24 protein-coding genes and 1 tRNA gene are annotated in these 26388 nt (G+C 29.0%); 14 read left to right on the top strand and 11 right to left on the bottom strand.

Going from position 1 to position 26388, the window contains the following annotated elements; translation table 11 throughout:
- Positions 1–202 precede the first annotated feature (202 nt).
- Positions 203–5068: a DUF11 domain-containing protein gene (locus MBORA_RS06050; RefSeq protein ID WP_063720382.1), complete on the bottom strand. Its 4866-nt coding sequence runs from the start codon at positions 5066–5068 to the stop codon at positions 203–205.
- A 465-nt stretch (positions 5069–5533) separates the two neighbouring features.
- On the opposite strand from MBORA_RS06050, the gene MBORA_RS06045 reads away from it, so the two are divergent.
- The 7 genes from MBORA_RS06045 to MBORA_RS06015 all read left to right on the top strand — a co-directional run bounded on the left by MBORA_RS06045 (position 5534) and on the right by MBORA_RS06015 (position 10344).
- A complete protein-coding gene (locus MBORA_RS06045) occupies positions 5534–6667 on the top strand; it encodes a hypothetical protein (protein ID WP_042694202.1) in 1134 nt (377 codons plus the stop codon).
- 10 nt (positions 6668–6677) lie between these two features.
- Positions 6678–7394 carry an MIP family channel protein gene (locus tag MBORA_RS06040; RefSeq protein ID WP_332870918.1) on the top strand — a complete coding sequence of 239 codons (717 nt, stop codon included), beginning with the start codon at positions 6678–6680 and terminating at the stop codon, positions 7392–7394.
- Positions 7395–7469: 75 nt separating this feature from the next.
- Positions 7470–8147 carry a UMP kinase gene (gene pyrH, locus MBORA_RS06035; protein WP_063720381.1) on the top strand — a complete coding sequence of 226 codons (678 nt, stop codon included), beginning with the start codon at positions 7470–7472 and terminating at the stop codon, positions 8145–8147.
- A gap of 8 nt (positions 8148–8155) precedes the next feature.
- The gene (locus MBORA_RS06030) at positions 8156–8947 is read left to right on the top strand and encodes a TatD family hydrolase (protein ID WP_063720380.1); all 792 of its coding nucleotides are present in this window, start codon (positions 8156–8158) and stop codon (positions 8945–8947) included.
- A 20-nt stretch (positions 8948–8967) separates the two neighbouring features.
- On the top strand, positions 8968–9159 hold the full coding sequence (locus MBORA_RS06025) for a DUF2116 family Zn-ribbon domain-containing protein (protein WP_042694199.1): 192 nt from the start codon (positions 8968–8970) through the stop codon (positions 9157–9159).
- A 5-nt stretch (positions 9160–9164) separates the two neighbouring features.
- On the top strand, positions 9165–9488 hold the full coding sequence (locus tag MBORA_RS06020; RefSeq protein ID WP_063720379.1) for a heavy metal-binding domain-containing protein: 324 nt from the start codon (positions 9165–9167) through the stop codon (positions 9486–9488).
- 1 nt (position 9489) lies between these two features.
- Positions 9490–10344 (top strand): hypothetical protein, encoded by an 855-nt coding sequence (locus tag MBORA_RS06015; RefSeq protein WP_063720378.1) that lies wholly within the window; start codon positions 9490–9492, stop codon positions 10342–10344.
- Here the strand turns inward: MBORA_RS06015 and MBORA_RS06010 are convergent.
- On the bottom strand, positions 10341–11150 hold the full coding sequence (locus MBORA_RS06010; RefSeq protein WP_042694197.1) for a sulfite exporter TauE/SafE family protein: 810 nt from the start codon (positions 11148–11150) through the stop codon (positions 10341–10343). The genes MBORA_RS06015 and MBORA_RS06010 overlap by 4 nt on opposite strands.
- Before the next feature lie 53 nt (positions 11151–11203).
- Between MBORA_RS06010 and MBORA_RS06005 the strand changes: the two genes are divergently transcribed.
- On the top strand, positions 11204–12283 hold the full coding sequence (locus tag MBORA_RS06005) for a hypothetical protein (RefSeq protein ID WP_231475990.1): 1080 nt from the start codon (positions 11204–11206) through the stop codon (positions 12281–12283).
- A gap of 34 nt (positions 12284–12317) precedes the next feature.
- Entirely contained in the window at positions 12318–14210 is a 1893-nt protein-coding gene (locus MBORA_RS06000) for an MJ1255/VC2487 family glycosyltransferase (protein ID WP_063720377.1), read from the top strand.
- A gap of 67 nt (positions 14211–14277) precedes the next feature.
- Here the strand turns inward: MBORA_RS06000 and MBORA_RS05995 are convergent, their stop codons facing one another.
- The 3 genes from MBORA_RS05995 to MBORA_RS05985 form a co-directional block, all read right to left on the bottom strand.
- Positions 14278–15210: a transcription initiation factor IIB gene (locus MBORA_RS05995; protein WP_042694195.1), complete on the bottom strand. Its 933-nt coding sequence runs from the start codon at positions 15208–15210 to the stop codon at positions 14278–14280.
- Positions 15211–15254: 44 nt separating this feature from the next.
- Entirely contained in the window at positions 15255–15542 is a 288-nt protein-coding gene (locus MBORA_RS05990; RefSeq protein WP_042694194.1) for a Gar1/Naf1 family protein, read from the bottom strand.
- Positions 15543–15671: 129 nt separating this feature from the next.
- On the bottom strand, positions 15672–16409 hold the full coding sequence (locus MBORA_RS05985) for an RraA family protein (protein ID WP_042694192.1): 738 nt from the start codon (positions 16407–16409) through the stop codon (positions 15672–15674).
- A 424-nt stretch (positions 16410–16833) separates the two neighbouring features.
- Between MBORA_RS05985 and dnaG the strand changes: the two genes are divergently transcribed.
- From dnaG to MBORA_RS05960, 5 genes are all read left to right on the top strand, one after another.
- Positions 16834–18087, top strand: a complete 1254-nt coding sequence (dnaG, locus tag MBORA_RS05980; RefSeq protein WP_042694191.1) for a DNA primase DnaG — start codon at positions 16834–16836, stop codon at positions 18085–18087.
- A 332-nt stretch (positions 18088–18419) separates the two neighbouring features.
- Entirely contained in the window at positions 18420–19025 is a 606-nt protein-coding gene (locus MBORA_RS05975; RefSeq protein ID WP_081738405.1) for a biotin transporter BioY, read from the top strand.
- Between the two features lie 34 nt (positions 19026–19059).
- Positions 19060–19446 (top strand): DUF1284 domain-containing protein, encoded by a 387-nt coding sequence (locus MBORA_RS05970; protein WP_063720376.1) that lies wholly within the window; start codon positions 19060–19062, stop codon positions 19444–19446.
- 58 nt (positions 19447–19504) lie between these two features.
- Positions 19505–19576: transfer RNA gene (locus tag MBORA_RS05965), tRNA-Gln, on the top strand.
- Between the two features lie 35 nt (positions 19577–19611).
- Positions 19612–20787: an ATP-grasp domain-containing protein gene (locus MBORA_RS05960; protein ID WP_063720375.1), complete on the top strand. Its 1176-nt coding sequence runs from the start codon at positions 19612–19614 to the stop codon at positions 20785–20787.
- On the opposite strand, the gene MBORA_RS10835 is transcribed toward MBORA_RS05960, so the two are convergent.
- The 6 genes from MBORA_RS10835 to MBORA_RS05935 all read right to left on the bottom strand — a co-directional run bounded on the left by MBORA_RS10835 (position 20770) and on the right by MBORA_RS05935 (position 26381).
- Positions 20770–20919 carry a hypothetical protein gene (locus tag MBORA_RS10835; protein ID WP_169805468.1) on the bottom strand — a complete coding sequence of 50 codons (150 nt, stop codon included), beginning with the start codon at positions 20917–20919 and terminating at the stop codon, positions 20770–20772. The genes MBORA_RS05960 and MBORA_RS10835 overlap by 18 nt on opposite strands.
- Before the next feature lie 137 nt (positions 20920–21056).
- Positions 21057–21740 carry a V-type ATP synthase subunit D gene (locus MBORA_RS05955; RefSeq protein WP_042694188.1) on the bottom strand — a complete coding sequence of 228 codons (684 nt, stop codon included), beginning with the start codon at positions 21738–21740 and terminating at the stop codon, positions 21057–21059.
- Positions 21741–21767: 27 nt separating this feature from the next.
- Positions 21768–23159 carry a V-type ATP synthase subunit B gene (locus MBORA_RS05950; RefSeq protein ID WP_042694186.1) on the bottom strand — a complete coding sequence of 464 codons (1392 nt, stop codon included), beginning with the start codon at positions 23157–23159 and terminating at the stop codon, positions 21768–21770.
- A gap of 2 nt (positions 23160–23161) precedes the next feature.
- Complete coding sequence (locus tag MBORA_RS05945) at positions 23162–24916, bottom strand: ATP synthase subunit A (RefSeq protein WP_042694185.1); 1755 nt, start codon at positions 24914–24916, stop codon at positions 23162–23164.
- Positions 24913–25230, bottom strand: coding sequence for a V-type ATP synthase subunit F (locus MBORA_RS05940; RefSeq protein WP_042694184.1), 318 nt, complete (start codon positions 25228–25230; stop codon positions 24913–24915). Before MBORA_RS05940 ends, MBORA_RS05945 begins: the two co-directional genes overlap by 4 nt.
- Positions 25227–26381 (bottom strand): V-type ATP synthase subunit C, encoded by a 1155-nt coding sequence (locus MBORA_RS05935; protein ID WP_042694182.1) that lies wholly within the window; start codon positions 26379–26381, stop codon positions 25227–25229. The genes MBORA_RS05940 and MBORA_RS05935 overlap by 4 nt, the downstream gene beginning before the upstream one ends.
- Between the last annotated feature and the right edge of the window lie 7 nt (positions 26382–26388).

Raw genomic sequence — 26388 nt, 5'->3', positions numbered from 1 at the left:
AATACATCAATATCTACTAATAACTTTGTTAGAAGTTTTATATAAAACTATGCCTTAAATTAATAGTAGCTATAATATTTTATAATAGAATATAATAATCATGTGAAATAATTACTCATAAAATTAATAATTACAATAGATGTAAAATTTTGAAAAAGGGTTTGAAAAAATAAAAGGTAGTAGCTTAAATGCTACTTAAAAATTATCTTCTTTTAAATAAATTGCCACTAGAAAATACTAATGAAGCCAAAATACAACAAAGAAATATAGCTATAGGATTAGCTGTTGTAAGTGCCATTACATTTTTATAAGCTGTTTTAGGTTTAAAAATACTTTTTTTATCTAAATTAACTTTTTTGGAAGTTTTATTTGGAGATTCACTAACATTTACCTCAACAGAATCATTATTATTTTCCAAATCTGGATCGTAATTATCACTTGTAACTTGAACTTCATTTTTAAAAACCCCACTTTTATTAGCCAAAGCTTTAATTTTTAAATCTGCTTCACCACCGGCTGCAAGTTTATTAATAGACCAAATATTAGTTTTTTGATTAAAATCTCCCTTACTAACTTTAAATGATTTTAAAATTAATGGAGACTCTAAAATTTCCTTAACTTTAATATTTTTAGCATCATTAGGACCTTTATTTGTGAGTTTTATAAAATATTCAATTAGATCTCCTTTTTTGTATTTAAATTTAGTTACAGTTTTTGTAATAGCTAAATCTGCTGCTGGAGGAACATCAATTGATTTTTCAGCATAATTGTTATCTAAATTAGAATCTTCTTCATTGCAAGCAATACTAGCAGTATTTGTAATTTTACCTGTTTTAGTAACTTTACAAATTATTTCAAATTCTTTTCTATCTCCAACATTTAACTGACCAACATTTATAAACTCACCATCATAATTCCCATCACAGCTAATTAATTCTAAGCCATTAGGCAAAGTATCACAAACAACTACATCACTAGCATTGTTTGGGCCATTGTTAGTGATAATTAAAACCCATTTAACTAAATCTAGATAATTAGGATTTGTTTGGTTAACTAATTTTTCAATAGATAAATCACAAATTGGATCTGTATTTATTAACTCATTTGCATAATTATTTGATAAATTCCAATCATATTCATTAGCTGTTGCATCTACAAAGTTAGTAGTTTCACCCAATTCATTAATAATGCAAGTTATAGTTAATATTTGACTTTCACCTTTATTAAGTGAGTTAATACTCCAAATTCCCTTATTATAAGTTCCTTTACTAGCTGTGTAGTTAGTTAAAATTAAACCACTTGGCAAATCATCATTTACAACAACGTCACTAGCTGTATTCGGCCCATTATTGGTAATTGTAATAATCCAGGTTATTTTGTCACCATAGAATGGAGTTTTATTATTGACTTCTTTTGTAACTGAAATATCACAAGCTGGAGGAACATCAATTATTTCAGAGTCATTATTGTTTTTTAAATTTGGATCGTATTCATTTTCATAAATTGTAACTATGTTAATTAATTGGCCAGTTTTATTAACAAGACAAATCAATTCTAAATACTCTTCTTCCCCATTTTCCAAACAACATCCAGACCAAATTCCATTTTCATAGCTTCCTTTACTTGCATAATATTCAACTAAAACCAAACCTTCTGGTAACCTATCTTCAACATATACTCCAGTAGCTTTATTTGGACCATTATTTGAAATTGTTATCTTCCATTTGACTAAATCTCCATAATTTGGACTGGTTTCATTAACTGTTTTGATAATTTGAACATCTGCTGATGCATTAACTGATGTGAAATCATTATCTTGATTATTTTCTAGATTATAATCAAATTCTTGAGCTGTAACGGATACTTCGTTTTCAATAACTCCTGTTTTATTTACTTTTGTAATAATTTCTAAAATAACGCTTTTTCCAACATCTAATTTATCAATGTTAAATCCTCCATTATTAGATATTACTATTAATGAATCTGGAATTTCATCATTTATTACAATATTATGAGCAACATCTGGACCATTATTAGTTACATTAATAACCCATTTAACCAAATCACCAAAATTTACATCTGTTTCATTTACTGTTTTTGTAACTGCAATATCACTAGCAGGAGAAATATAAATTGATGCAGAGTCTTTATTATTATCTAAATTAAAATCATACTCATTTCCACTTACATTAACCCAGTTTGTAATATTACCTGTGACGTTTACTTTACAAAAAATATCAATAGATATGCTTTCTCCAATAGCTAAATTACCTATGTTAAATGTGTTATTTTCATAGTTTTCTGTTGAATTTAAATAAATTAAACCATTTGGCAATATATCAATTATTTTAACTCCAGTTGCATTATCTGGACCATTATTTGAAACTTTAATCGTCCATTTAATTATATCTTTATAATTGGCTTGAGAAACACTAGATGATTTTACTATTTCTAAATCACAAGCAGGATTTACTTTAATTATCTCTGAATCATTGTTATTTGATAGGTCATGGTCAAACTCATTAAGACTAACTGATGCATTATTTTCAATTAAACCTGTTTTATTAACTTTAGTTATAAATTCAATTACAACACTTTCACCAACATTTAAAATAGGAACATCAAAACTACCTGTTGAATTAATTAAAATCAGTCCATTTGGTAATATATCTGAAACTATAACATCATGAGCAACATCTGGACCATGATTTGTAATAACTAATGTCCATTTAACAATATCACCATAATTAGGTAGTGAATTATTAACCGTTTTAATAATATCAACGTCACATGCAGGATTAACTACAATAACCACCTCATCATTGTTGTTAGATAAGTTAAAATCATATTCATTAGCAGTAATGTTTGCCCGATTAATAATTTTTCCGGTTTTATTTATTACAGTCAATATGTTTACAACAATTCTCTCACCAATTGCAAAATCACCAATAGTTAATATACCAGTTTTAGAATCATACTTTCCTTCACTATCATCGGAAATCCATATAAGACCTTCTGGAAGAACATCATGAACTAAAACACCACTTGCATTACATGGACCATTGTTTGTGAAATTTAAAGTCCAGATTACAATTTCTTCAAAATTATAATTTTCCCTTTCTGTTGATTTATTAATTTCATTATCAACCTTAGCAGAGACTATAAATGATGTCACATTAGTAATTCCTTTATAATAGGTATCTTCAAAATGTTGAGCCTTTACATAGTATTTTCCAACTTTTAAATCATCTAAAGCAATATCAACTTTCCCTAAATAGCTAGATTTTAAAGTATTATTATACACTAAAGTTCCATCTTCATGAGTTACACTGAGTAATATATCCATATTATATTCACGATCGTCTTGATATATCTCACCCGTATTTGTCGCACCTGAAACTGGATTTTGGCCATTAATAACAATGTTTGAGTTTTTAGCTGCATTATAAATTGCATTTGATACTGCTAGATTATCGTAATCTGCAATATTGTTTCCACCATGAATTATAGATGAAATTTCTTCAACATCCCCATAATAAATATTACGAGCATATATTGGAAGTTTATAAACCCATGCTTGATTTTGAAACATTTCATTGTTAATTAAACTAAGTTTATCACCATATTTATCATAATAAACAGCACTACCATTTCTAGCAGTGTTAAAGTTAAAGATATTATATGAAACCTCAGCTAATGTAGAGTTTACATAAATAGCACCACCTAATCCATCATCTAATTTTAATTTATCAGGAATGGCACTATTAGCTATAAATACGGAATTTTTAATAAAGGTATTATTACCAATGATAAAAATAGCTCCACCATTTACATTTGCAATATTATTATTAAACTTGGATTTATCTATCTTAACAGTGGTTGCTTCAATATTTATTGCTCCACCATTTTTAGAAGCCTTATTTCTATTAAAAGTATTATTGTTCATATTAACATTTAATCCGCATAATTGTACAGCTCCACCTAAAGGAGCTTTATTACATTCAAATATACAATTATTAACATTTAAATTCATTTTATTATTTTTAATTAAAAATCCTGTTGAAAGAGCTCCCCCATAACAATATGCTGTATTATTGTAAAATTTACAATTTTTAATACTTCCTGATGAATGGAAAGTTAAAGCACCTCCTTGATTTGCGCGGTTATTAATAAAAACACAATCTTCATATGTTGTTCCAAAACGAACACAACCTGCTCCACCATGAGCAATTGGATCATTACCATTATAACTTACATAATTATTTTTAAAAATACATTTAGAAACTCTCTCAACAATGTTTTTTTCATCCATTCCAATTTGTAATGCACCTCCATATGGAATTATTCCTTCTTTATTTGTAGCGCCATTAGAATCAAATATGCAATTAATAACTTTTGAATTATTTCCAAATGCCGAAACTGCTCCACCCCCTCTTAAAGCTGTATTTTTTGTGAAATTACAATTTTTAATTATTAAATTTAATGTACGAGATGAATTATAAGCACTATAAATTGCTCCACCATTTTTTGCATGATTTTTGTTAAAAACACATTTATCTATTACTAAATTATTACCTCCTAAAAGTATAGCTCCTGCTGCTAACTTTGTATTTCCATTAATAAACTTTAAATTAAATAATGTAGTACCTGTAGATGCAAGCGGAAGATTCATGATTCTTGTAATGCCTTTGCCATTTAAAACTGCACCATTTTTTGATGTGAATTTTAGTTTTTTATTTACTGAAATTGGAGAATCCGATTTATCTGCATAAAAATTACCATTCAAATTAATTGTATCTCCTGCTTTTGCTCTACTAATTAAATTTTTAATATCTGTAAATGTACCTCCATTTGAACTATAAGTTGTAGATAGTATTTCTTTTTCTTGAGAATTTTCTAGTTTATCTTCATTTTTTATTAAAAGACCCACTTCATTGGAACTTTCGTTTAGTTCAACTGCATGAATTTCATCTATTGCAAATGTAGTCATTAATAACACTAATATGAACATCGAAAGAATTAGTGGGATATATTTAATAATAGTTATCTTTTGGTCTTTTTCTAACATTTCATCACCACTCGAGGATGCGATAACTACAATTAATTAACAAATGCTATTAATCAGCAATTAACCTTTTTATTTTAGTATAAAATCTTAAAAAATATTAATTTATAGCTTAAATTTGGAGAAAATCAATAAATTAATAGATAATTATTATTTAATTTCTAACACAAATTATTTTCAAATAAATAATTTGCCATAATTTATTAAGTAAAACCAATTTATAGTTAATCATTAAATTTTTTTAAAACTGGATAAAATTTAACTGAAAATAAAAGATAATCTTCTTAAATCCTCAAAAAAACTATTAGAATGAAAAATATTTAAATTTTTTCTTATAAATAATTTAAATTCTTTTAAATGAGAAAATATTTGATTATAACAATAATTTTATAATGAGAATTATAAAATAAGTATTTTAAACAATGAAATTAATATACATAAATAATATTAAATTTCCAGGGAATTATTATGAAAAAACAAATTGCAATATTTTTAATGCTCGTTTTATTAGTTGCACCCGTACTACAAGGAGTCACGGCTGCACAAACAGTATTTATAACATCAGATAATATAATTGATCATGACACTGATGTTAGAATGTTAAATTCTATTAAAGAACATATAGAAGAACTCAGTAATGGAGAACTACAAGTTATCGTTGATAATCAAGCACCTGGACCTGGAGAAGGATATAGATCTATTCAAGTGACAAGTGACATATGTGTAAATATAGCTGCCTCAGATGCTGGAAACTATTTACAGTTAGCTAATTACACTGTATATAATGATAAACACATTATATTTGTAAATTCTGGAAGTTATGACTTAGATAATAGTTCTAATTATCTTAGAAGAGCATGGGATGACAATTACTCTAATCAATACTTTGCAGGAGTTCATGACCCAGGAACACTACTTAAAAACTCTGGAGTAACATATATACAACCATTAAAAGAGTACCCAGATGCAGGTGATGGCGATAATATTGATAAATATGATGAAGAAATGAACAAATACATTGCTCAAGAAGTAGTTAATCAAGTTAAAAACTATAATTACGAATCAAAAATTTTAAGTGATTCATTAATTGTTTATCATCATATTGAACCATCAATAATGGCAAGTGCAAGTAAAGAATTAGTAAAAAGTAATGATACAGAAATGAATGGAACATATGGAGGTTATTCTGCTCCACAATTATTATATCAAACTAGTTCTTATTTAAATGGAAACGGATTAGATAATCCTAAGAATTTTACTGCACCAGAATCTCCAATGAAATTTTCACTTTTAACAAAAGGTTCATACACAATTAATGATTACATTAAAATGGGTGGAATAGTTAAAACTTATATGGATGAAAATGGACAAGCTCCAGATTATATCAACTATGAAGGAGCTTATATCAGCTATTATGATTTAGTATATAACTTTGCAAAAATAACCCAAAATCATACAAACACCCAACATATGGGTTTTGATAGTGAATATGAATTTGAAAAAACAAACGATTCAATATTATTACATGTTTTCCCAATAATTTTAGTGATCATAGTATTGTATATTGCTTATTCAATATGGAAAAGACTAAGAAGACATTAAATAATAAAAAATTTTAAAAAAAAATCTAAGAGGGATAAAATTTATGAAAAAATATCTAGCTGAATTAATAGGAACAATGGTTCTTGTTTTATTTGGATGTGGAAGTGCAGCAATAGCAGGTTCTATTTTAGGTAATCTTGGAATTGCGTTTGCATTTGGCCTATCCATTGTAGCAATGGCATATGTAATTGGAGACATCTCAGGATGTCATATCAACCCTGCTGTTTCAGTAGGAATGTGGATTGACGGGCGAATGGATGAAAAAGACCTACTTTTATATATTCTTTTCCAGTGCATTGGCGCAATATTAGGAATTGCAATTCTTGTAGCTATTATCAATTCATCTTTGGACTTAGGAGGATATTTAGCTACCGGATTAGGTCAAAATGGATTTGGAAAAGCATCTAGTGTTGGTTTAAGTGCTGGTGGAGCTGTACTTATTGAAATCATTTTGACATTCGTATTTGTATTTACTGTTTTAGGAGTTACTAGAACTGAAAAAACAAGTAATATTGCAGGAATTGTTATTGGTTTAACCCTTGCATTTGTACATATTATGGGAATTCCACTAACTGGTACCTCAGTAAACCCTGCACGTAGTCTTGCACCAGCGTTATTCATGGGAGGACTAGCATTACAACAAGTTTGGGTATTTATTTTATCACCAACCATTGGTGGTGTAATTGCTGGTTTACTTCACAAAAATCTTTACACAGAGGAAGCTTAACTCCTCTTTTTTCTTTTTTTAGATATCTTTAACTTTAAATAATATTTCAATGATAAATATATTAAAGGTGAATATATGAAAATTGTTGTTGCTATTGGTGGATCTATTTTATTAAAAGAATACGATAGTAAAAAATTTAAAAAATACAGTGAAATCCTAAAAAAATTAACAGAAAAACATAAGTTATTTGTTGTTGTTGGTGGAGGAAAACCAGCAAGGGATTATATTAATATAGTTCGTGATTTAGGTGCTGGTGAAGCACAATGCGACGATATTGGAATTGAAATTACAAGAATTAACGCTAAATTATTATTATCATCTTTAGGTTCAGCAGCATATCAAAAAGTACCTCATAACTTTCAAGAAGCACTAGAATTCTCAACAAGTGGGAAAATTATTGTTATGGGAGGAACTGAACCTGCACATAGTACTGATGCAGTTTCTGCAATTTTAGCTGAATATATTAATGCAGACAAACTTATTAATTTAACATCAGTAGATGGAATGTATACAAAAGATCCTAATAAATACGATGATGCAGAATTAATAAGTGAAATTACAGCTACAGAACTACTTGAATTTTTAAGTGGAAAAGACATTAAAGCTGGAACCTATGAATTCTTTGATACAACAGCTGTTCAAATGATTAAAAGATCATCACTTGAAACAGTTATTACTAATGGTTATGAACCAGAAAACTTAATTAAAGCTATTAATGGCGAAAAAGTTGGTACTAAAGTTATTAGTGAATAGGTGGTTAAGTGGAAGAGCTTATTGATATTGGTCTTAATTTAATGCATTCTTCTTTTAAAAAAGACCGTTTAGAAATACTAAAGGAAGCATCAAAAGTTGGAGTTAATCAATTTATAATAACTGGAACTAATATCAACTCTAGTGAAATTGCTTGTGAATTTGCATCTAAATATCCTAAAACTTTATTCTCAACATCAGGAGTGCATCCTCATGATGCTAAAACCTGTGATGAAACTACATTAAAAACATTAGAAAGTATTGCTCAAGAAGATTGTGTTGTAGCTGTTGGAGAATGTGGACTTGATTATAATAGAAATTTTTCACATCCAAAAACTCAAAGAGAATGGTTTGAAAAACAAGTTGAACTAGCAGAATGTTTAAATATGCCTTTATTCTTACATGAAAGAGAAGCACATGAAGATTTATATAATATCTTAAAAAAACATGACAGTGTAGCTGAAAAATGTGTAATTCATTGTTTTACAGGGAATAAAGCTGAAGCTCAAAATTATATAGATTTAGGAGCATACATTGGAATTACAGGATGGATTTGTGATATGAAAAGAGGATTAGATTTACAAGATGCTGTAAAAATAATTCCAGAGGATAAACTAATGATTGAAACCGATGCTCCCTTCTTAATACCTAAAAACTTTGATAAAAAACCTAAAAAAAATAGGAATGAACCTAAATATTTACCTCATATCCTAAAAACAATAGCTTACTTTAAAAATTATGAAAATGTAGATGAACTTGCTCGTCAAATAACTAATAATACAAAAAAATTCTTTAAAATATAAAAAATAAAAATGGTGAAAATATGGCAGTAGAACCACATAAACATTGTCCAATTTGTGGAACCCCAATTCCTTTAGATGAACTTGTATGCTCCCCTGATTGTCAAAAAGTCTGGGATCAAAGATTAACTCAAACTAGAAAAAGTAGAATCACATTATTTGTAGTTATTCTTATATTTTTAGCTGTTTGGGCAGTGCTGACCTTTTTAAAGTGATTAAAATGATACTTACTTCATCAAACACATTAGAAAATAAAAAAATAATTGAATATAAAGGATTAGTTACAGGTGAATCCCTAATTGGGTCTAACATTTACAAAGACTTGTTTTCAGGTGTTCGTGATGTAGTAGGTGGAAGAACTTCTAAATATGAAGAAGAACTTCAAAAAGCACGTGAAATATCATTAAAAAGTATGGAAGAAAAAGCAGAAAGCTTAGATGCAAATGCAATTATCGGACTTAAAATTTCATATGATAACTTAGGAGGTACTATGGGAAATACAATACTTGTAACAGCCTATGGTACTGCTATAAAATACGAATAAAATGAATATTAGAGGAAATGAAGTTAGACTATCCGACATAGCTGAAAGCACTCTTTGTATTCTAATAGGTACCATTATTGGACTTTTAGTCTATGGGATTTTTCTATACTTCCACATAGATATTTTTGGATGGAATTTAGGATTAATATTCGCACCACTCTCTGCAGGATATATTGAAACCAAAATAGCCCATAAAGTTAAAAAAGAAGATATAGGTGCTATTAGTGCATTTATTTTATTTATCTACACAACATTCTACAGTTTTATTTTAAAAAACCCAACTCTTGGAATGAACATTATAACCTTTGGAGCAATTGTTGTAATTTTACAAGCTGCTTTTCCAACATTAATTAATCACATTCTTTTAGTAGTAATTTTAGGAATAATGTCCTATTTACTTGGAATTTTTAAAAAGATAACCAATTGCTTTTATAAGAAAATAAGACAAATTTATTTCAAATATATCTTGAAAAAAGAAGACTTAAAAATATATAAATTCGATCAATTTAATGAAAATGAAAGTAATGAAAAAATCAATAACCTTGATTTTACATTTATGACCAGTACATATATTTTAAAAGAAAATTACACCAATTTAGGGCAATTTGATACAACAGTGATTATAGAAAAAAGTAAAAAAATAATCACAACTGACCCAGTTAAAAGTGAGCAAGAATCATTAAATATGCTTAAAAAAGGAAAAGATGAGTGTTTAACAAAATTAGCAAATAAAATAAAATCGGCTAATGGTAATGGTGTTGTTGATTTAGAAATAACCTACTCATTAATTGGAATTGGAGGAGGTTTTTTTCAAATAACTACTAGAGGAATGGGTGTAAAACTAAAAAATAATTAAGAAAAAATTCCCAACATTTTAAATGAAATGTATACTACCAATATTGAAAATATAATTTTTAACTTTTTTTCAGGCATTTTATGAGCTAATTTAGCACTAAAATTAGCTACAGGTACAGAAAACATGCAAATAACTATTAAATTTATTAAACTAACGTAACCAACAGAAAATGGAAAAGTATTAACTCCCCAACCAGAAATTATATAAGAAACTAAACCACCAACAGCCGTTAGAGAAATAAATATAGAAGAAGTACCAATAGATTCAATCATTGGAAATCCAAAAAAGATTGTTAAAATAGCTATTAAAAAGACTCCTCCTCCAATACCTAAAAGCCCTGATAAAAATCCAACAACCAAACCAATAATTGCAGTTGAAAGCAAATTAAAAGAAATTTTTGGCTTTTGAATTTCTTTATTAATAGAATAAATGTTATTAATACAAACAAATAATAATAAAATCCCAAAAATGATTTCAAGACTGCGTGAAGGAAGAGAAGATGCAACAAAACCACCAAATAATCCTCCAAAAACACCAAATAATCCTAATCTAATTCCATTATGCAAAATATTATCCATTTTTCTGGTATGTCTATAAGCACCAGTTAAAGTAGTTGGAATAATAATTGCTAAGCTAGTAGCTAGTGAAATGAGCATTGCAAGATTATTTTCAACACCAATATGTTGTAAGAGATAATATTGGAGAGGAACCATTAAAAATCCTCCACCAACTCCTAAAAGCCCTGATGCAAAACCAGCAGCAACACCAATCAATATTAAACCAATGAAAAATTCAACAGGAAACATGAATCACCATTTTCTAAATATATTTAAAGTATTAGATTATAAAATAAATTCTAATGAATAGCAACAAAACTATATTAGTTGGAATAATATTTATAATAATTGCTGGAACAATATTTATAACTAATACTTTAAATCCTATTATAAGGCCAATTACCTATTTATTCTTAATGGGATCATCAAAAGGAAAAGATATAATATTTTTTAGTCTTTTAGGATTATTTTTAATGTTAAGTCAAGCTGGCAATGTTTTTAAAAAGAACATAAATGAAAATAAATATCTAAAAATTTCAATACTTCTTGGATGTATGTTATTAATTTTAGGAATCTTATTAGAAATATTATTTAGATATCAAATGGGAATTAGTTTAAATTGTGTTTTTGTTTCAATGAATGGAGAAATGTCTTCAACCAGTATTTTACATACACATTTACTAAAATCAGTTATAGGAAACCTTATCGTGATCTTAATAGGTCCATTTATTCAAAACGGGATCAATACTGGTACTGGATTATACGCCTACACACCAAGTATTGCTAATTTGATTGTGTTTTTAATCCCAATATTGTTTATAACCTTAGTTTTATCAAATCAAAAACGTCCAGCTGTTAGTAAATTCTTACTTGCCTTCTTTTCATCATGTTTAATTATCGGTTCTTTTGATGGTGGTTTATTTTCAACACCTGCAGCAACAGGAATTATAGGAATATTTTTAGTTTACAGAAATGGATATTACTTTGATTACTTTATTGGTAAATTAATTAAAAATGAGAAGTTAATTAAAAAATCATCAAATTATCCCACACCATATCAAAATAAACAACTAAGTAAAAAAAGATTCCTATTTAATAGACTCTTCCCATATATCGCCATAGCATTATTTTTAGTTTTAAGAATTAGTGTTGCATTTGCAGGAGCAGAAGCTGACTATTATACAATAAACATTATAAATCCTGGAGAAAATATTGATTTAAATGAACTAGGATTAGAAAAAATAGGTGAAAGTACTAATAACTGTACATACCATGCTAATTCAACATATAATGAAATGAAATTAATAAATGATTTAAAAATTCCATTAAATGGAAAATGTGACTACTACACGGTTTCTTGGAACATATACTCTTACCTCTAAATATATAAGTTTTAAAAATCTAAGATAATAGTATATGATTTTAAGCATTATTATACCTACATACAATGAAGAAGAGTATTTACCAATCCTTTTAGAAAGTATTAAAACTCAAAATTTTACAGACTACGAAATAATTGTTGCTGATGCTAATTCAACCGATAAAACCTGCGAAATTGCTCAAAAATATGATTGTATTATTGTTGAAGGAGGAATGCCTGCAGTAGGTAGAAATAATGGGGCTAATATAGCTAAAGGTGAATACTTATTATTCCTGGATTCTGATTTAAAACTTACAGATGATTATTTAAGAAAAGTCATATATGAATTTAAAATGGAAAGATTAGGTATTGGAATAACACAAATGAAACCTCTTTCTAAAAAAACAGAAGACAAAGTACTCCACAATTTAGCTAACCTATTTATGATAGGAGTTGAAAATATTAAACCTCATGGAGCAGGTTGTTATGGAATAATAGCTAAAAAAGAACTTCATGATGCCTGTGGAGGGTTTGATGAAAATCTAACCTTTGGAGAAGATACCGACTATATTGAAAGATTAGCAAAAAAAGAAAGATTCAAAGTACTTAGAAATGCAAAAATAGGTGTTTCAACACGAAGACTTGAAGAAGAAGGAATTCAAACCTTACTTAAACAATATGGAAAAAGTACTTTAAATGACTTTTTAGGTATTAGAACAGATGCAGAAGAGCTAAACTATGGTTTTGAACATAAAAAAGAACATGTAAGTAAATCAAGACTAGATAAAATATCCAAGCAATCTGAAAAATTAATAGAAAACTACGAAGAATCAATTCAAAAAATTAACTCTGCAAGATCTTACTTTAAAACAAATAAAAAAAGAAAAGGAAAAAAAGTAATATTCTACTGTGTTTGTGGGGAAGGAATGGGTCATGCAATAAGAACTGGAGTCATTGTAGATAAAATAAAAGACAAATATGAGGTCCATATATTCTCAAGCGATAGAGCATATAAATATCTAGCTAGTAAATTCGATAATGTTTACGAGATAGGTGGGTTTAACACAGTATACATCAATAATAAAGTAAACAATAGACGAACCTTTTTTAATGCTTTAAAAACCAATCCAACAAATATGAAAATAGGTTATGAAAACTTATACAAAAAAGCAAGACAATTATCACCAGATATTATAGTAACAGATTTCGAAATATACTCCAGTATAGTATCAAAACTTCTCAATATACCTATGATTAGCCTAGATAACATCCACATGATTACACAAACAAAAATCAGCTATCCTACTAATCATTACGGAGAAATGTTAAAAGCAAAAGGAGTAATAAAAACCTATGTTGTAAAACCTAAAGTCCACATTCTAACAAGTTTCTTCTATCCAAAAGTAAGATCAAAAAAGAATGCAGTAATATATCCTCCAATAATACGTGAAGACATATTAAAACTAGAACCAACAATTAAAAATCATATTATAGTTTACCAAACAAGTAAAGAAAGCGTCAAATTAGTTAATAAACTAAAATCTCTTAAAAATGAAAAATTCATAGTATATGGATTTAATAAAGAAGAACGTGATGAAAATTTAACATACAAATTATTTAATGAAAATGAATTTTATGATGATTTAGCTAGTGCAAAGGCAGTAATCTGTAATGGAGGATTCACATTCATATCAGAAGCTATTAGTCTTAAAAAACCAATATACAGTATTCCGGCTATTGGGAACTTTGAACAAACCCTTAATGGATTTTACGTGCAAAAGCTTGGATATGGAGAATATCATGAAAAATTAAGTATTAAAAAACTAGCTAATTTCTTAAAAAGACTACCAAAATATCAAGAAAAACTAGCTAAAGTTAAAAAAACTAATAATAAAGGAATCGTGCGTGAATTAATATATCGTATTGAAAAATATTCACGAAAAAACTAATCTCAAATAATTTAAAAAAAAAAGAAAAACGTATTTATATTAAATAAATACTCTTAATAGAGAAAACCTATAAAGTAACGCCCATATCAAGTTGTTCTGTTAACTCTTTATATCTGTTTCTGATTGTTACTTCAGTAACACCAGCAATATCTGCCACATCTCTTTGGGTTTTTCTCTCACCAAGCAAAACAGATGCAATATATAATGCAGCTGCAGCTACACCAGTTGGCCCCCTTCCTGAAGTTAATCCTTTTTCCATAGCTTTTTCAATAATTTCAATAGCTTTGGATTGTGCTTCACCAGACAATCCAAGTTCACTAGCAAATCTAGGAACATAATCGACAGGTGAAGTTGGAGGTAATTTAATACCTAATTCTCTTGTAAGGAATCTGTAAGTTCTACCTACTTCTTTTTTAGTCACTCTTGATACTTCAGCTATTTCATCTAAAGTACGTGGAACATTACAACGCCTACATGCAGCATATAATGAAGCAGCCACTACTCCTTCAATACTTCTTCCACGAATAAGTTTATTATCTACAGCACTTCTATAAACTACAGAAGCAGCTTCTCTTACACTTCTTGGAAGACCTAATCTTGAAGAGTCACGATCAAGTTCACTTAAAGCAAAAGCTAAATTTCTCTCAGTAGCACCAGAAATTCTAATTTTTCTTTGCCATTTTCTTAAACGGTACCATTGTGCTCTATTTCTAGCTGGAATATCACGACCATAGATGTCCTTATTTCTCCAGTCAATCATGGTACTTAAACCTTTATCGTGAATAGTGTAGGTAATAGGAGCTCCCACCCTTGTACGCTTATCTCTTTGTTCATGGTCGAATGCTCTCCATTCAGGACCCATATCAACAAGATTTTCATCAATTACTAATCCACAGTGAGCACATACAACTTCTGCTCTCTCATAATCACCAATTAATTCAGTTGAACCACACTCAGGACATACAGTTTGTTTATCTTTGTCAAAAACATCTTGTTGCATTAATTCTTTTTCGGTTTTTTTATGTTCCTGAATATAAGTGCTATTTATTTTTTGTTTCGTGTTCTCATCCTCCGTTTTCTAGGTTTTTTGGATTTTGATTTTGATACAAATAGTTTTTCTCCATAATTTTTTTTAATTTCATCTCTATTCGTGGATTCAAATAAATGAATAGAAATATAAGGCTGTTTTGTTGGTCCAAAAACATAGTTGACCCTGCCTATTTTGTCTTTTTTATTATTAAAAACAATTCCACCTTCAGTAGGTGTTTTAGAAGATCTAGCTATTAATTTTCCAGAACTTGCAATGTGCAAAGTATTGCCTAAAAATTTCATAAAATCAAGCTTAATATTAAATCTGTATCATTTATTAAATATGAAACGGATAATATATAAAAGTATCGATATATTTATATATTAAAGTTAATGCATATTTAAAAGCTTTGCTATTTGATTTTCGATTGGCTATTTTAAACCTATAATTTGAGCTAATGTTTTACCAGCATTTAAAGCTTCAATAATATTAGATTCTTTTATTTTTATAGCTAATGTGGTGTTCATAACTTGTGTAAAAAGTTCTTTAGGAATAGTAATGACTCCTGATTCATCGCCAAAGAAAAAATCACCAGGATGAATTTCAACGTCCTCAATTTCAATACTTTGATTTAAAATACCTAAACCCAAAGCAGTTCCTGCATTAGATACAAAATCAAGAGAAAATAGTGGGTAATTTAAATTATAAAGGGCATCCATATCTCTAACAGAACCATAAACAGCTGTAGCTTTAATACCGTTTTTCATTGCAGAAGTCGAAGCTAATTCACCCCATACAGCTGCATCACAACTATCTGTTTTTATGAATAAAACATCACCCTCACAAGCTTCATCAATAGCTAGTGCAGAAGTCCCCCAGTCATCAAAAGCAGTTTCACATGGAAAAATTTTGCCCCAAACTTTTAAATTATTAATAGATTTTAATCCCGATATAATACCAGATCTCCTTGAAATTTCATTGTATGCATCAGAAATTTGACATGAATTTACAGAATCAAGCAAAGACTTTAATGCAATATACTCATCATAATTATTCCCATTAAATTTTAAATCATCAATAGATATGTTATTAAGATTAATATCTTTAATTTTTAAGTGTTTATTTAAATCTTTTTTTCTTTTTAAAATATCATTAGGTGTTATTGACATTTACTCACCAATAAAAAAAATTTTCCATTATAATATTATAATATGATGAAAAATCTATATAAAATATTTTATATATTAGTTTTACCAAAATTAGTAAACATAGTATAAAAATACTAAAACATAATATTATATACTCATAGAGTTTATTGCATTAAATCATTTATTACAATTATTATTAATTTAACTAAATACTGGGAGAATTATTATTTGAAAATTATAAGTTAAAATAACTAAAAGTACATTTAAAGAATTCTAATCTTATAAAAGCATACTCCCACGATATTAATAACTCTTTTTAGTATGTAGTATATTCTATAAAAATACATGTTTATCGTATAATTTATGCAATATTATTGCCTAAAAATAATTTGATTTTTAGAAAAAATAAATTATCCCGATTAAATTAAGCTAAGGAGGCTTAAAAATGGGAAAAGGTGAAGAATTAACTACAACAAAATATTTAATTCATGCACAAATTACTGCAAATGGAATTGTAGAAAAACCCGATGTTGTAGGTGCAGTTTTCGGACAAACTGAAGGATTACTTAGTAATGATTTAGATTTAAGAGAACTTCAAAGAACCGGAAGAATTGGTAGAATTCAAGTTATGATTCATTCAAATAGTGGAAGAGCTAAAGGTGAAATAATTGTCCCTTCTAGCTTGGACAGAATTGAAACTGCCATACTTGCTGCATCCCTTGAAACAATTAACCGTGTTGGCCCTTGTGAAGCACAAATAAAAACTATTAAAGTTGAAGATGTTAGGGCTGTTAAAAGAGAACAAGTAGTAAATCGTGCAAAAGAAATTTATAAAAACATGGTTGAAAGCGTTAGTCCAGCCAGTATGAAAATGATTGAAGAAGTAAGAGAGGCTATGCGTATTCACGAAATATCCGAATATGGAGAAGATAAATTACCTGCAGGTCCAAATATACATACTTCTGATGCTATTATCGTTGTAGAAGGACGTAGTGATGTTTTAAACTTACTTAAATATGGAATCAAAAATACTGTTGCTGTTGAAGGAGTTAGTGTTCCACAATCAATTGGAGAGTTAAGTAAAAAAAGAACAACAACAGCCTTTGTAGATGGTGATCGTGGTGGAGAACTTATTTTAAAAGAACTCATACAAATTGGTGATGTTGACTATATTACACGTGCACCTAAAGGAAAAGAAGTTGAAGATTTAGAAAAAGATGAAGCATTAATTGCTTTGAGAGATAAGGTTCCAACTGCACAATTCTTAGCAACACACAACATATTCAGTGAATCTAAAAAAGAAAATGATAATACTAAAAATAATAACAATAAAAAACGCAACGATAAAAACAATGGTAAAAAATATCAAAAGTATACTCCAAAAGAAGAACCTACAGTTGAAGAAGTTATCGAAGATGATGAAATCAGCTTATTAAAAGATATGCTTAAAGAATTTGAAGGTACTGGAAGCGGAGCTATATTAGATGAAGCATTAAATATAACAAAAGAAGTAGATGTAGAAGATTTATATGAAGAAATTAAAAATATAGAAACTGCAGATACTATTATCTTTGATGGAATTATAAGTCAAAGATTAGCTGATATTGCTTCTCTTAAAAATATTAATAAATTAGTTGCTTTTAGATCTATGAACATAGTTAAAAAACCATCTAATATAAAGATTATAACTATGTACTAATGAGGATATAATATTAATATTCTCAATTTTTTATTTTTTTAAACAATATTCACAATTACACCATTGCTGTCAAGCTAATGGTTTTTAATTTTTTTAAAAACTATCCTGTAGGTTTGATTTGCATTTTTTATGATAAAAATTCTTTTTATCTCTTTTTTTGTTTGTTGGTGGTTTAATTTTTGTGTAAACCAAATCTTTTTTGGCCATGTCAATTATTTCTTTAACTATTATTTGTATTTCTTCTTGGTTGTCTGTTAGTAGTCAAAAACATTAAATAATTGATTGAATATAAATAATTAAGGATTATTTTATTATGGAGGTTAAACATGAATATAAAAATTAATAATTATTATGATGCTAGAAAAGTTGCTTTTGACAAAATTCAAAAATCTAGCACCTTTTCTAAAGTAATTATGGCATTTATTATGGCATGTGTTACTGGTATAATGGCTCAAATTGTTATTCCACTTCCATGGACCCCCGTACCAATAACTGCTCAAACTTTCGCTATATTATGTTCTGGATTAATTTTAGGTAAAAAATATGGATGTTTAAGTCAAATAATTTATGTTATTTTAGGGGTTGCATTCATTCCATGGTTCGGAGGCATGACTGGTGGACTTGAAACATTACTCGGATCTACTGGAGGATATTTAATTGGATTTATATTTGCTTCTTACTTTATAGGACACATATCCCAAAGAAGTGCCAAATCACGTAATTTTAAAAGAATGATAGTTACTGTTGGTATTGCAAATTTTGCAATCATATATATTCCTGGACTTTTAGGACTAGCTCTTTGGTTTTATTTAACACAAGGAAGTGTTTTAGGAATCATTGATTTATTAATTATGGGTTTTATCCCATTTATATTTGGAGATATTATAAAAGTATTAGGTGCTGCAAGTATCTCTAAAATCTTTTTACCAAAGGAATAAGATTAATATCTTACTTTTTCTTTTTTTGATTAACATGACACTAATTTTGAGAGGGCATCATTTATTATGTCTTAAAGGTTTTCAAGGTTATGGATATAGTGAAGATTTTGTTAAAAATATGATTAATGTTAATAATCTAAGAAAAAATAAAAACACTGATATTGTTCTTGTTGACAATCCAGATGATATCTGTAAAGCCTGTCCTAATCTAAAAAATAACATTTGCAAAAACAAAAGTCAAAATGAAAAAATAATTATGATGGATAATGAAGTATTATCTAAGCTAAATTCTAAAAAAATATATAATTCCAAAGAATTATTTGAAAAGATAGACTTCTTATTCAATACAAAAGAAAGTGTTGATAAGATTTGCCCTAAATGTAATTGGCAGGAAAAATGCTTATTCTATCAAAAGCTTTAAATAGTAGTTGATAAAGAAATTTATAATGTTGTACTAAGTATACTAAAACAACAAATATAGTCCCGTAGGGTAGTGGTAATCCTTCTAGGCTTTGGACCCGGAGACGGCGGTTCGACTCCGCTCGGGACTATTTTATTTATAATTAACTATTTTTACTGATATTTTATGAATAAACTTCTATTAATTGGAACAAATACTAGAAGTATGCTTATAAGTGCATTGAAATTAGATTATTCAATTTATTCTACTAGCTATTTTTCAACTTCAGACATGCCACATATTAAAAACCAAAAGATAATTTTAAAAGAAGAAAATGGAGAAAGTTGTGGTATTTTTAAAGATGGATTTAATAGTCAAAAACTTTTAGACATTTCAAAGGATTATATTGATGAAGTTGACTATATTATTCCTATTTCAGGAATTTCACCATCCCAATTTCCTAAAAAAATACAAAAAAAGATTTTAGGAACAGTACATGTTGAAAATATAGAAAATAAATACAAATTTTACAAAGAAATTAAAGAAGAATTTAAAACACCTGAAACTTTTTTACTTAATGATGTAGATGAAGCGTTTGAAATTAAAAAAAATAATCCTAATAAACGATATATTATAAAACCCATTAAAGGATCTGGTGGGTATGATATAAATATTTTAAATAATGATAGCTATCTTCAACTAAACAATGATGAAAAATTTATCCTGCAGGAACATATAGAAGGGATAAATCTAAGTTCATCAATTTTAGGCAGCAGTGATACTAAAAAAACAATTACCAATTCAAGACTCTTAACAATACACGACTTTAAGAAAAATAATAACTACATATATGTTGGAAACATTCTACCATTAACTAGTAAATCAATATTAGCTAATATTAAAAATACAGATGAAATAAACAAAAAATTACAAATTAATTCCGAAAAAATAGCTAATAAACTTGATTTAATAGGTTCTAGTGGAGTAGACTATATTTTAAATAAAAATGGATTATATGTTATTGAAGTTAATCCAAGAATACAGGGCACATTTGAATGTGTTGAAAAGTCATTTGGAATAAATATGATTGAAGCCCACATTAAATCATGTTTAGGCGAAATAATAAATATACCAAAAGCAAAATACTACTCTTATAAAAAAATTATTTACTCTCCATTTAAAACAAAATATAAAAACATGAATTTAAATAATATTTATGATTTACCACATATCGGATCTATTACAGAAAAATCAGAGCCATTACTTACAATAATTGATAAAGATAAAAATTTTGAAAGTGTTTTTAAAAAAGTAGAATTAAGTCACCAGAAAGTTATTAGCAATCTAAAAAACACCCAATAAGAACAATATAAAAAATATAAACCCAATTGTTACTAAGAATGTTGTAATAATCATAGTACGTGTAATCCATACAAATAATTTAGCTTTATTATCTGGATCTTTCATAAATTGGTCTATTGGATTTCTTTTCATATTAGCACCAGTTTTTCTATAATTTCTAGTAAAAAAAAATTTTACAGTAAATAAATAATTTAAGCTATTTTTTAAAAATATTAAATTATAATAAAAGTAAATAAAAAAAGAAGAAAATGAAAAACTTTAAGAAAAATTTAAGCATTATCAACTGCTTCTTGAACACTTTTTTCTGCTTCTTTATTTTTCTCAATAGTCGATCTAATCATTTTCAATCTTACAAAGTTTTCCCTTTCCATTTCTTGGAGTCTCATATCAATATACTTTTCAGTATTTTGAAATCTTGGAATCATAATATGTTCTAAAGCATTTACTCTACGTTTAGTAGCTTCGATTTCTTCAGCAAGTAAGAATATAGTTTTTTCTACTTCACCAAGTTCGATTAAATACTTAATTGATTCTTCATATTTCTTTGCAGCCTCATCTAATTGTATAGTAGTATCAGAAAATCCATAACCTCTATCAACAATGGATCTTTTTTCCATTTTAACATTAGTTACAGGTACAGATACTCCCATTACACTTCTAGATGAAATTTCTACATCAATTGATTCTTTAACAGATAAAGCTGCTTTTTTAACAGACAAATCACCCATGGCTATTTGAGCTTCAATTAAAGCTGTATTAGCTTCTTTAAGGCTTTTTTCTGCATTTTCACGAATACCCTTGACACGATCCAAGATATCAAAAAACTCTTTAATTAAAGCGTCCCTTTTCTCTTTAAGTAAACCATGCCCTTTAACAGCAAGTTTAGTCCTATTTTTAAGAGACAATAACTCCATACGAGTTGGATTAATTCCATCTATAATATCTTGTGCCATATAATCACCTAAATAATTTTAACAAGACTATTCGTCTTTAAGAAGGTATTGTTCAATGAATTCCTCTTTAACCCTTTTGAGTTCTGTTTTAGGCAAGATTTTAAGTAAATCCCAACCAAGATCTAAAGATTCAAAGATAGTTCTATCTTCATCTTTACTTTGAGTAATGAATTGATCTTCAAATGCTTGAGCAAATTCTAAGAATTTTTGATCTCTTTGTGTAAGAGCTTCTTCCCCTACAACAGCAACTAAATCTCTTAATTCACGACCTTCTGCATATGCAGAGTAAAGTTGATCTGATACACCACTATGATCATCACGAGTTTTTCCTTCCCCTATACCACCACTCATTAAACGAGAAAGTGAAGGAAGTACATCAACAGGAGGGTAAATACCTTTCCTACTAATTTCCCTACTTAATACAATTTGTCCTTCTGTAATATACCCAGTTAAATCTGGAATTGGGTGAGTAATATCATCTTGAGGCATGACTAAGATAGGCATCTGTGTAATTGAACCTTCTTTTCCATCAATACGTCCTGCACGTTCATAGATGTTTGCTAAATCAGTATACATATATCCAGGATAACCTCTTCTTCCAGGTACTTCTTCCCTAGCTGCAGAAATTTCCCTTAAAGCTTCACAGTAATTAGTCATATCGGTTAAGATAACTAATACTTGCATGCCTAAGGTAAATGCGAAATATTCAGCAGTAGTTAAAGCCATTTTAGGAGTTAAAATTCTTTCAATAGCTGGGTCATCAGCTAAGTTCATGAACACTGTTAATTTTTCAAGTGCTCCAGTACGTTCAAAGTCTCTCATAAAGAAGTTTGCTTCTTCATTTGTAATACCCATTGCTGCAAAAATTACTGCAAATTCTGCATCGTCCCCAAGTACCTTAGCTTGTCTTGCAATTTGTACAGCTAGTTCATTGTGAGGTAAACCAGATCCTGAGAAAATAGGAAGTTTTTGACCTCTTACTAAAGTATTCATTGCGTCAATGGTAGAGATACCAGTTTGAATAAATTCTTCTGGGAATTCTCTAGAAGCAGGGTTCATTGGACTTCCATTAATATCCAATTCTTCATCAGGAATGATTTCTGGTCCACCATCAATAGGTTTACCAATACCATTGAATATACGGCCCATCATATCCCTAGATACACCAATTTTAGCTGTTTCACCAGTAAATCTAGTTTTTGTATTTTTAGTGTTTAAGTCATTAGTTCCTTCAAATACTTGAATAACAGCAACATCTTTAGTTACTTCAAGAACTTGTCCACTTCTTTTTTCACCAGTAGGTGTTTCAATATCTACAATTTCATTGTAACCAACGCCTTCTACTCCTTCAACTATCATTAAAGGACCTGAGACTTCAGATACAGTAGTATATTCTCTTGTTTTAATATTTGTATTCATTTTTAAGCCTCACTGCATTGTTTAGTAATTGCTGCTTGAATTTCTTCTATTTTAGATGCAAATTCTTCTTGTGGTACATATTTCATTTTACCAATCTCTTCTTTAACAGGTAAAGCAACAATATCATGGATTGAAACTCCTCTGTTAACAGCTGCAAGAGATTCTTTATAGAATAAAAGAATAGTTTTTAGCATTTTATATTGCTTATCTGGTGCACAGTATGTATCCACATCATCAAATGCATTTTGTTGTAAGAAATCTTCTCTTAACATACGAGTTGTTTCTAATGTAGCTTGGTCTGCTTCTGGTAATGCATCAGGACCAACTAATTGAACAATTTCTTGGAGTTCAGATTCTTTTTGTAATAAACTCATTGCTTGATCACGAGTTTCTCTCCAATCTGCTGCAATGTTTTCAGTCCACCAACCTTCAATACTATCAACATATAAAGAATAACTTTGTAACCAGTCAATTGAAGGGAAATGACGTTTATCTGCAAGAGATGCATCTAAAGCCCAAAATACTTTACAGATACGTAATGTGTTTTGAGTAACAGGTTCAGATAAGTCTCCACCAGGAGGAGATACAGCACCAACAACAGAAATTGAAGCTTCTTTTGATTCACTACCAATAGTTTCTACTCTTCCTGCTCTTTCATAGAATTGTGCCAATCTGGATGCTAAGTAAGCTGGATAACCTTCTTCTCCAGGCATTTCTTCAAGTCTTCCAGAGATTTCTCTCATAGCTTCAGCCCATCTTGAGGTTGAATCTGCCATAAGTGCAACATCATAACCTTGGTCACGGTAATATTCAGCAATTGTAATACCGGTATATACACATGCTTCACGAGCGGCTACTGGCATGTTAGAAGTATTTGCAATAAGAACAGTTCTATCCATTAATGGGTTTCCAGTTTTAGGGTCATCAAGGTAAGGGAATTCGGTAAGTACTTCAGTCATTTCGTTACCACGTTCTCCACATCCAATATACACAACAATGTCTGCATCAGCCCACTTAGCTAATTGTTGTTGGGTAACAGTTTTACCTGATCCAAATGGACCTGGAATGGCTGCTGCTCCTCCTTTAGCTACTGAGAAAAAAGTATCTTGTGCTCTTTGACCAGTTACTAATGGTATATCTGGGTCTAATTTTCTTACATATGGACGGCTTTTTTTAACAGGCCATTTTTGGAGCATTTGAACTGCTTTTACTTCACCATCAGCTTCAATTTCTGCAATATCTTCAAGAACTGTGTATTCGCCTTCACTAGCTAAACTTTTTACAGTACCCTCCATAGTTGGAGGAACTAATATTTTATGTAAAACTGCAGAAGTTTCTTGTACTTCACCAAGTACATCTCCACCAGTTACTACATCTCCAACTTTTGCAACAGGTTTGAATTCCCATTTTTTCTCTTTATCGATAGATTCTACATCAATACCTCTTGCAATAAAGTCACCAGATTCTTCTCTGATAATTCTTAAAGGCCTTTGAATACCATCGAAAATAGAACTCATTACACCTGGACCAAGTTCTACAGATAATGCGCCTCCTGTACATTCAACTACTTCACCCGGTTGAATACCGGCTGTTTCTTCATATACTTGGATAGTTGCAGTGTCACCTTCAAGCTCAATGATTTCCCCGATAAGCTTCTGTTCACCTACCCTAACCATCTCAAGCATCTGAGCCCCTCTCATACCATCTGCGACAATAACAGGCCCAGCAATTTTAATAATTTTTCCTTCAATAATCATTTAACCATCTCTACCCCGATAACTCTTTTAATAAGGTCATTAATTTGATCAGATGATCCTTGTGAGGACCCATCTTTATCAGGTATCTCAATTATCATTGGTAAAACTTCAGAACCAATTCTTTTATTAATATGTTCTCTAATCTCATTAGCCATTTGTTGAGTAATAATAATAATTGAAATTTCATCATCTAAAAATTTATCAAAAGCTACAATTGCTTCTTCAGCATTATTTACAACAATTGCTTGTTTGATGCCACCTAATCTGAAACCAGATACTGTGTCATTATCTCCAATAACTGCTACTGAACTCATATTAACATCTCCATAATTTTAGAATTAGGAAATCCTTCTTCCCTTTTTGCTCTTGAAATAATTTTTAAATTCTTAATTTCGTTTTCTTTTTGACTTAAATAACCAATAATTGGACCAACACCTAATGGTTTTTTAGAGGATAAAGATTTTGCATAGTTAACTAAATAAACATCTAAAGCTTTTTCAAATACATAAATTGATCCAGTTTCATTGTATAATGGAATAGCATCAGTTAATGCTTCAGAATATTTAGTACCATCTAAACCAGATATTACATTTGTAACATCAGGAGATTCCATTAAATCTTTAAGTTTCCATTCACGTAATTGGTATCCATCTTCTAACATATAAGGAGCAATAGTATCATAATCTAATCCATCTTCTTTTGCTCTTATGATTAATTTAAGATTATCAATATCAACTTGAGTTCCTACATATGAAAATATGATTTGTTTGTTTTCATCTGACGGAACGTCTGAAGAGCGTAATAAATTGCTTAAATAAAATTTATCTAAAGCAGATTCTAATGAAAGAACCATTTTTGTTTCTTCATATTTTGGAAGAGCATCTTCTAATGCAGTTGCATATTCAGTTGAATCTAAACTTGTGACAATATCAGTTACACTTTCTGCATCAACTAAAGATTCAAGTTCATCATATAAAGATCCACATGGAACTAATAATTCTTTAGTCTCTTCTGCTGTAAGGCCAACTTCCTTAGCAGTTAAAAGACTTTTAATATTGTTAATGTCGGTTTTCTTAGACATTACAACAAAAGGCTTTTTAACTTCCTTAGGAGCTACTCTTGCAATAAAGTCATAAGTATTAGCACGCTGAACATCCAATGCTTTATCAAGAGGATAATCGTCTAATGCATCAGCATATTCAGGAACACCTTTAAGATAATTTTCAACTTCTCCAACATCATTTGTTTCAACGATTTCAGAGATTTGTTTTTCTGTAAATAATCTTCCTTTTCTAGCTCTTACTCTTGCACTTGGATTAAGATAAGGATAAATATCCAAAATTGGTCTAGATGTAATGATCACAACTACAGCACCTACTACAAGGATTGCAATTACACAAAATGCAATGAATGCTTCTGGTGTAAGTCCTACTGAACTAATCAATGTAGCAATTTCATCAGCCATAATTTAT

The sequence above is a fragment of the Methanobrevibacter oralis genome (genome assembly GCF_001639275.1).
Lineage (GTDB): Archaea > Methanobacteriota > Methanobacteria > Methanobacteriales > Methanobacteriaceae > Methanocatella > Methanocatella oralis.
The sequence above is the reverse complement of the archived record's forward strand: the minus strand, read 5'-3'. Positions and strand labels throughout refer to the sequence as shown.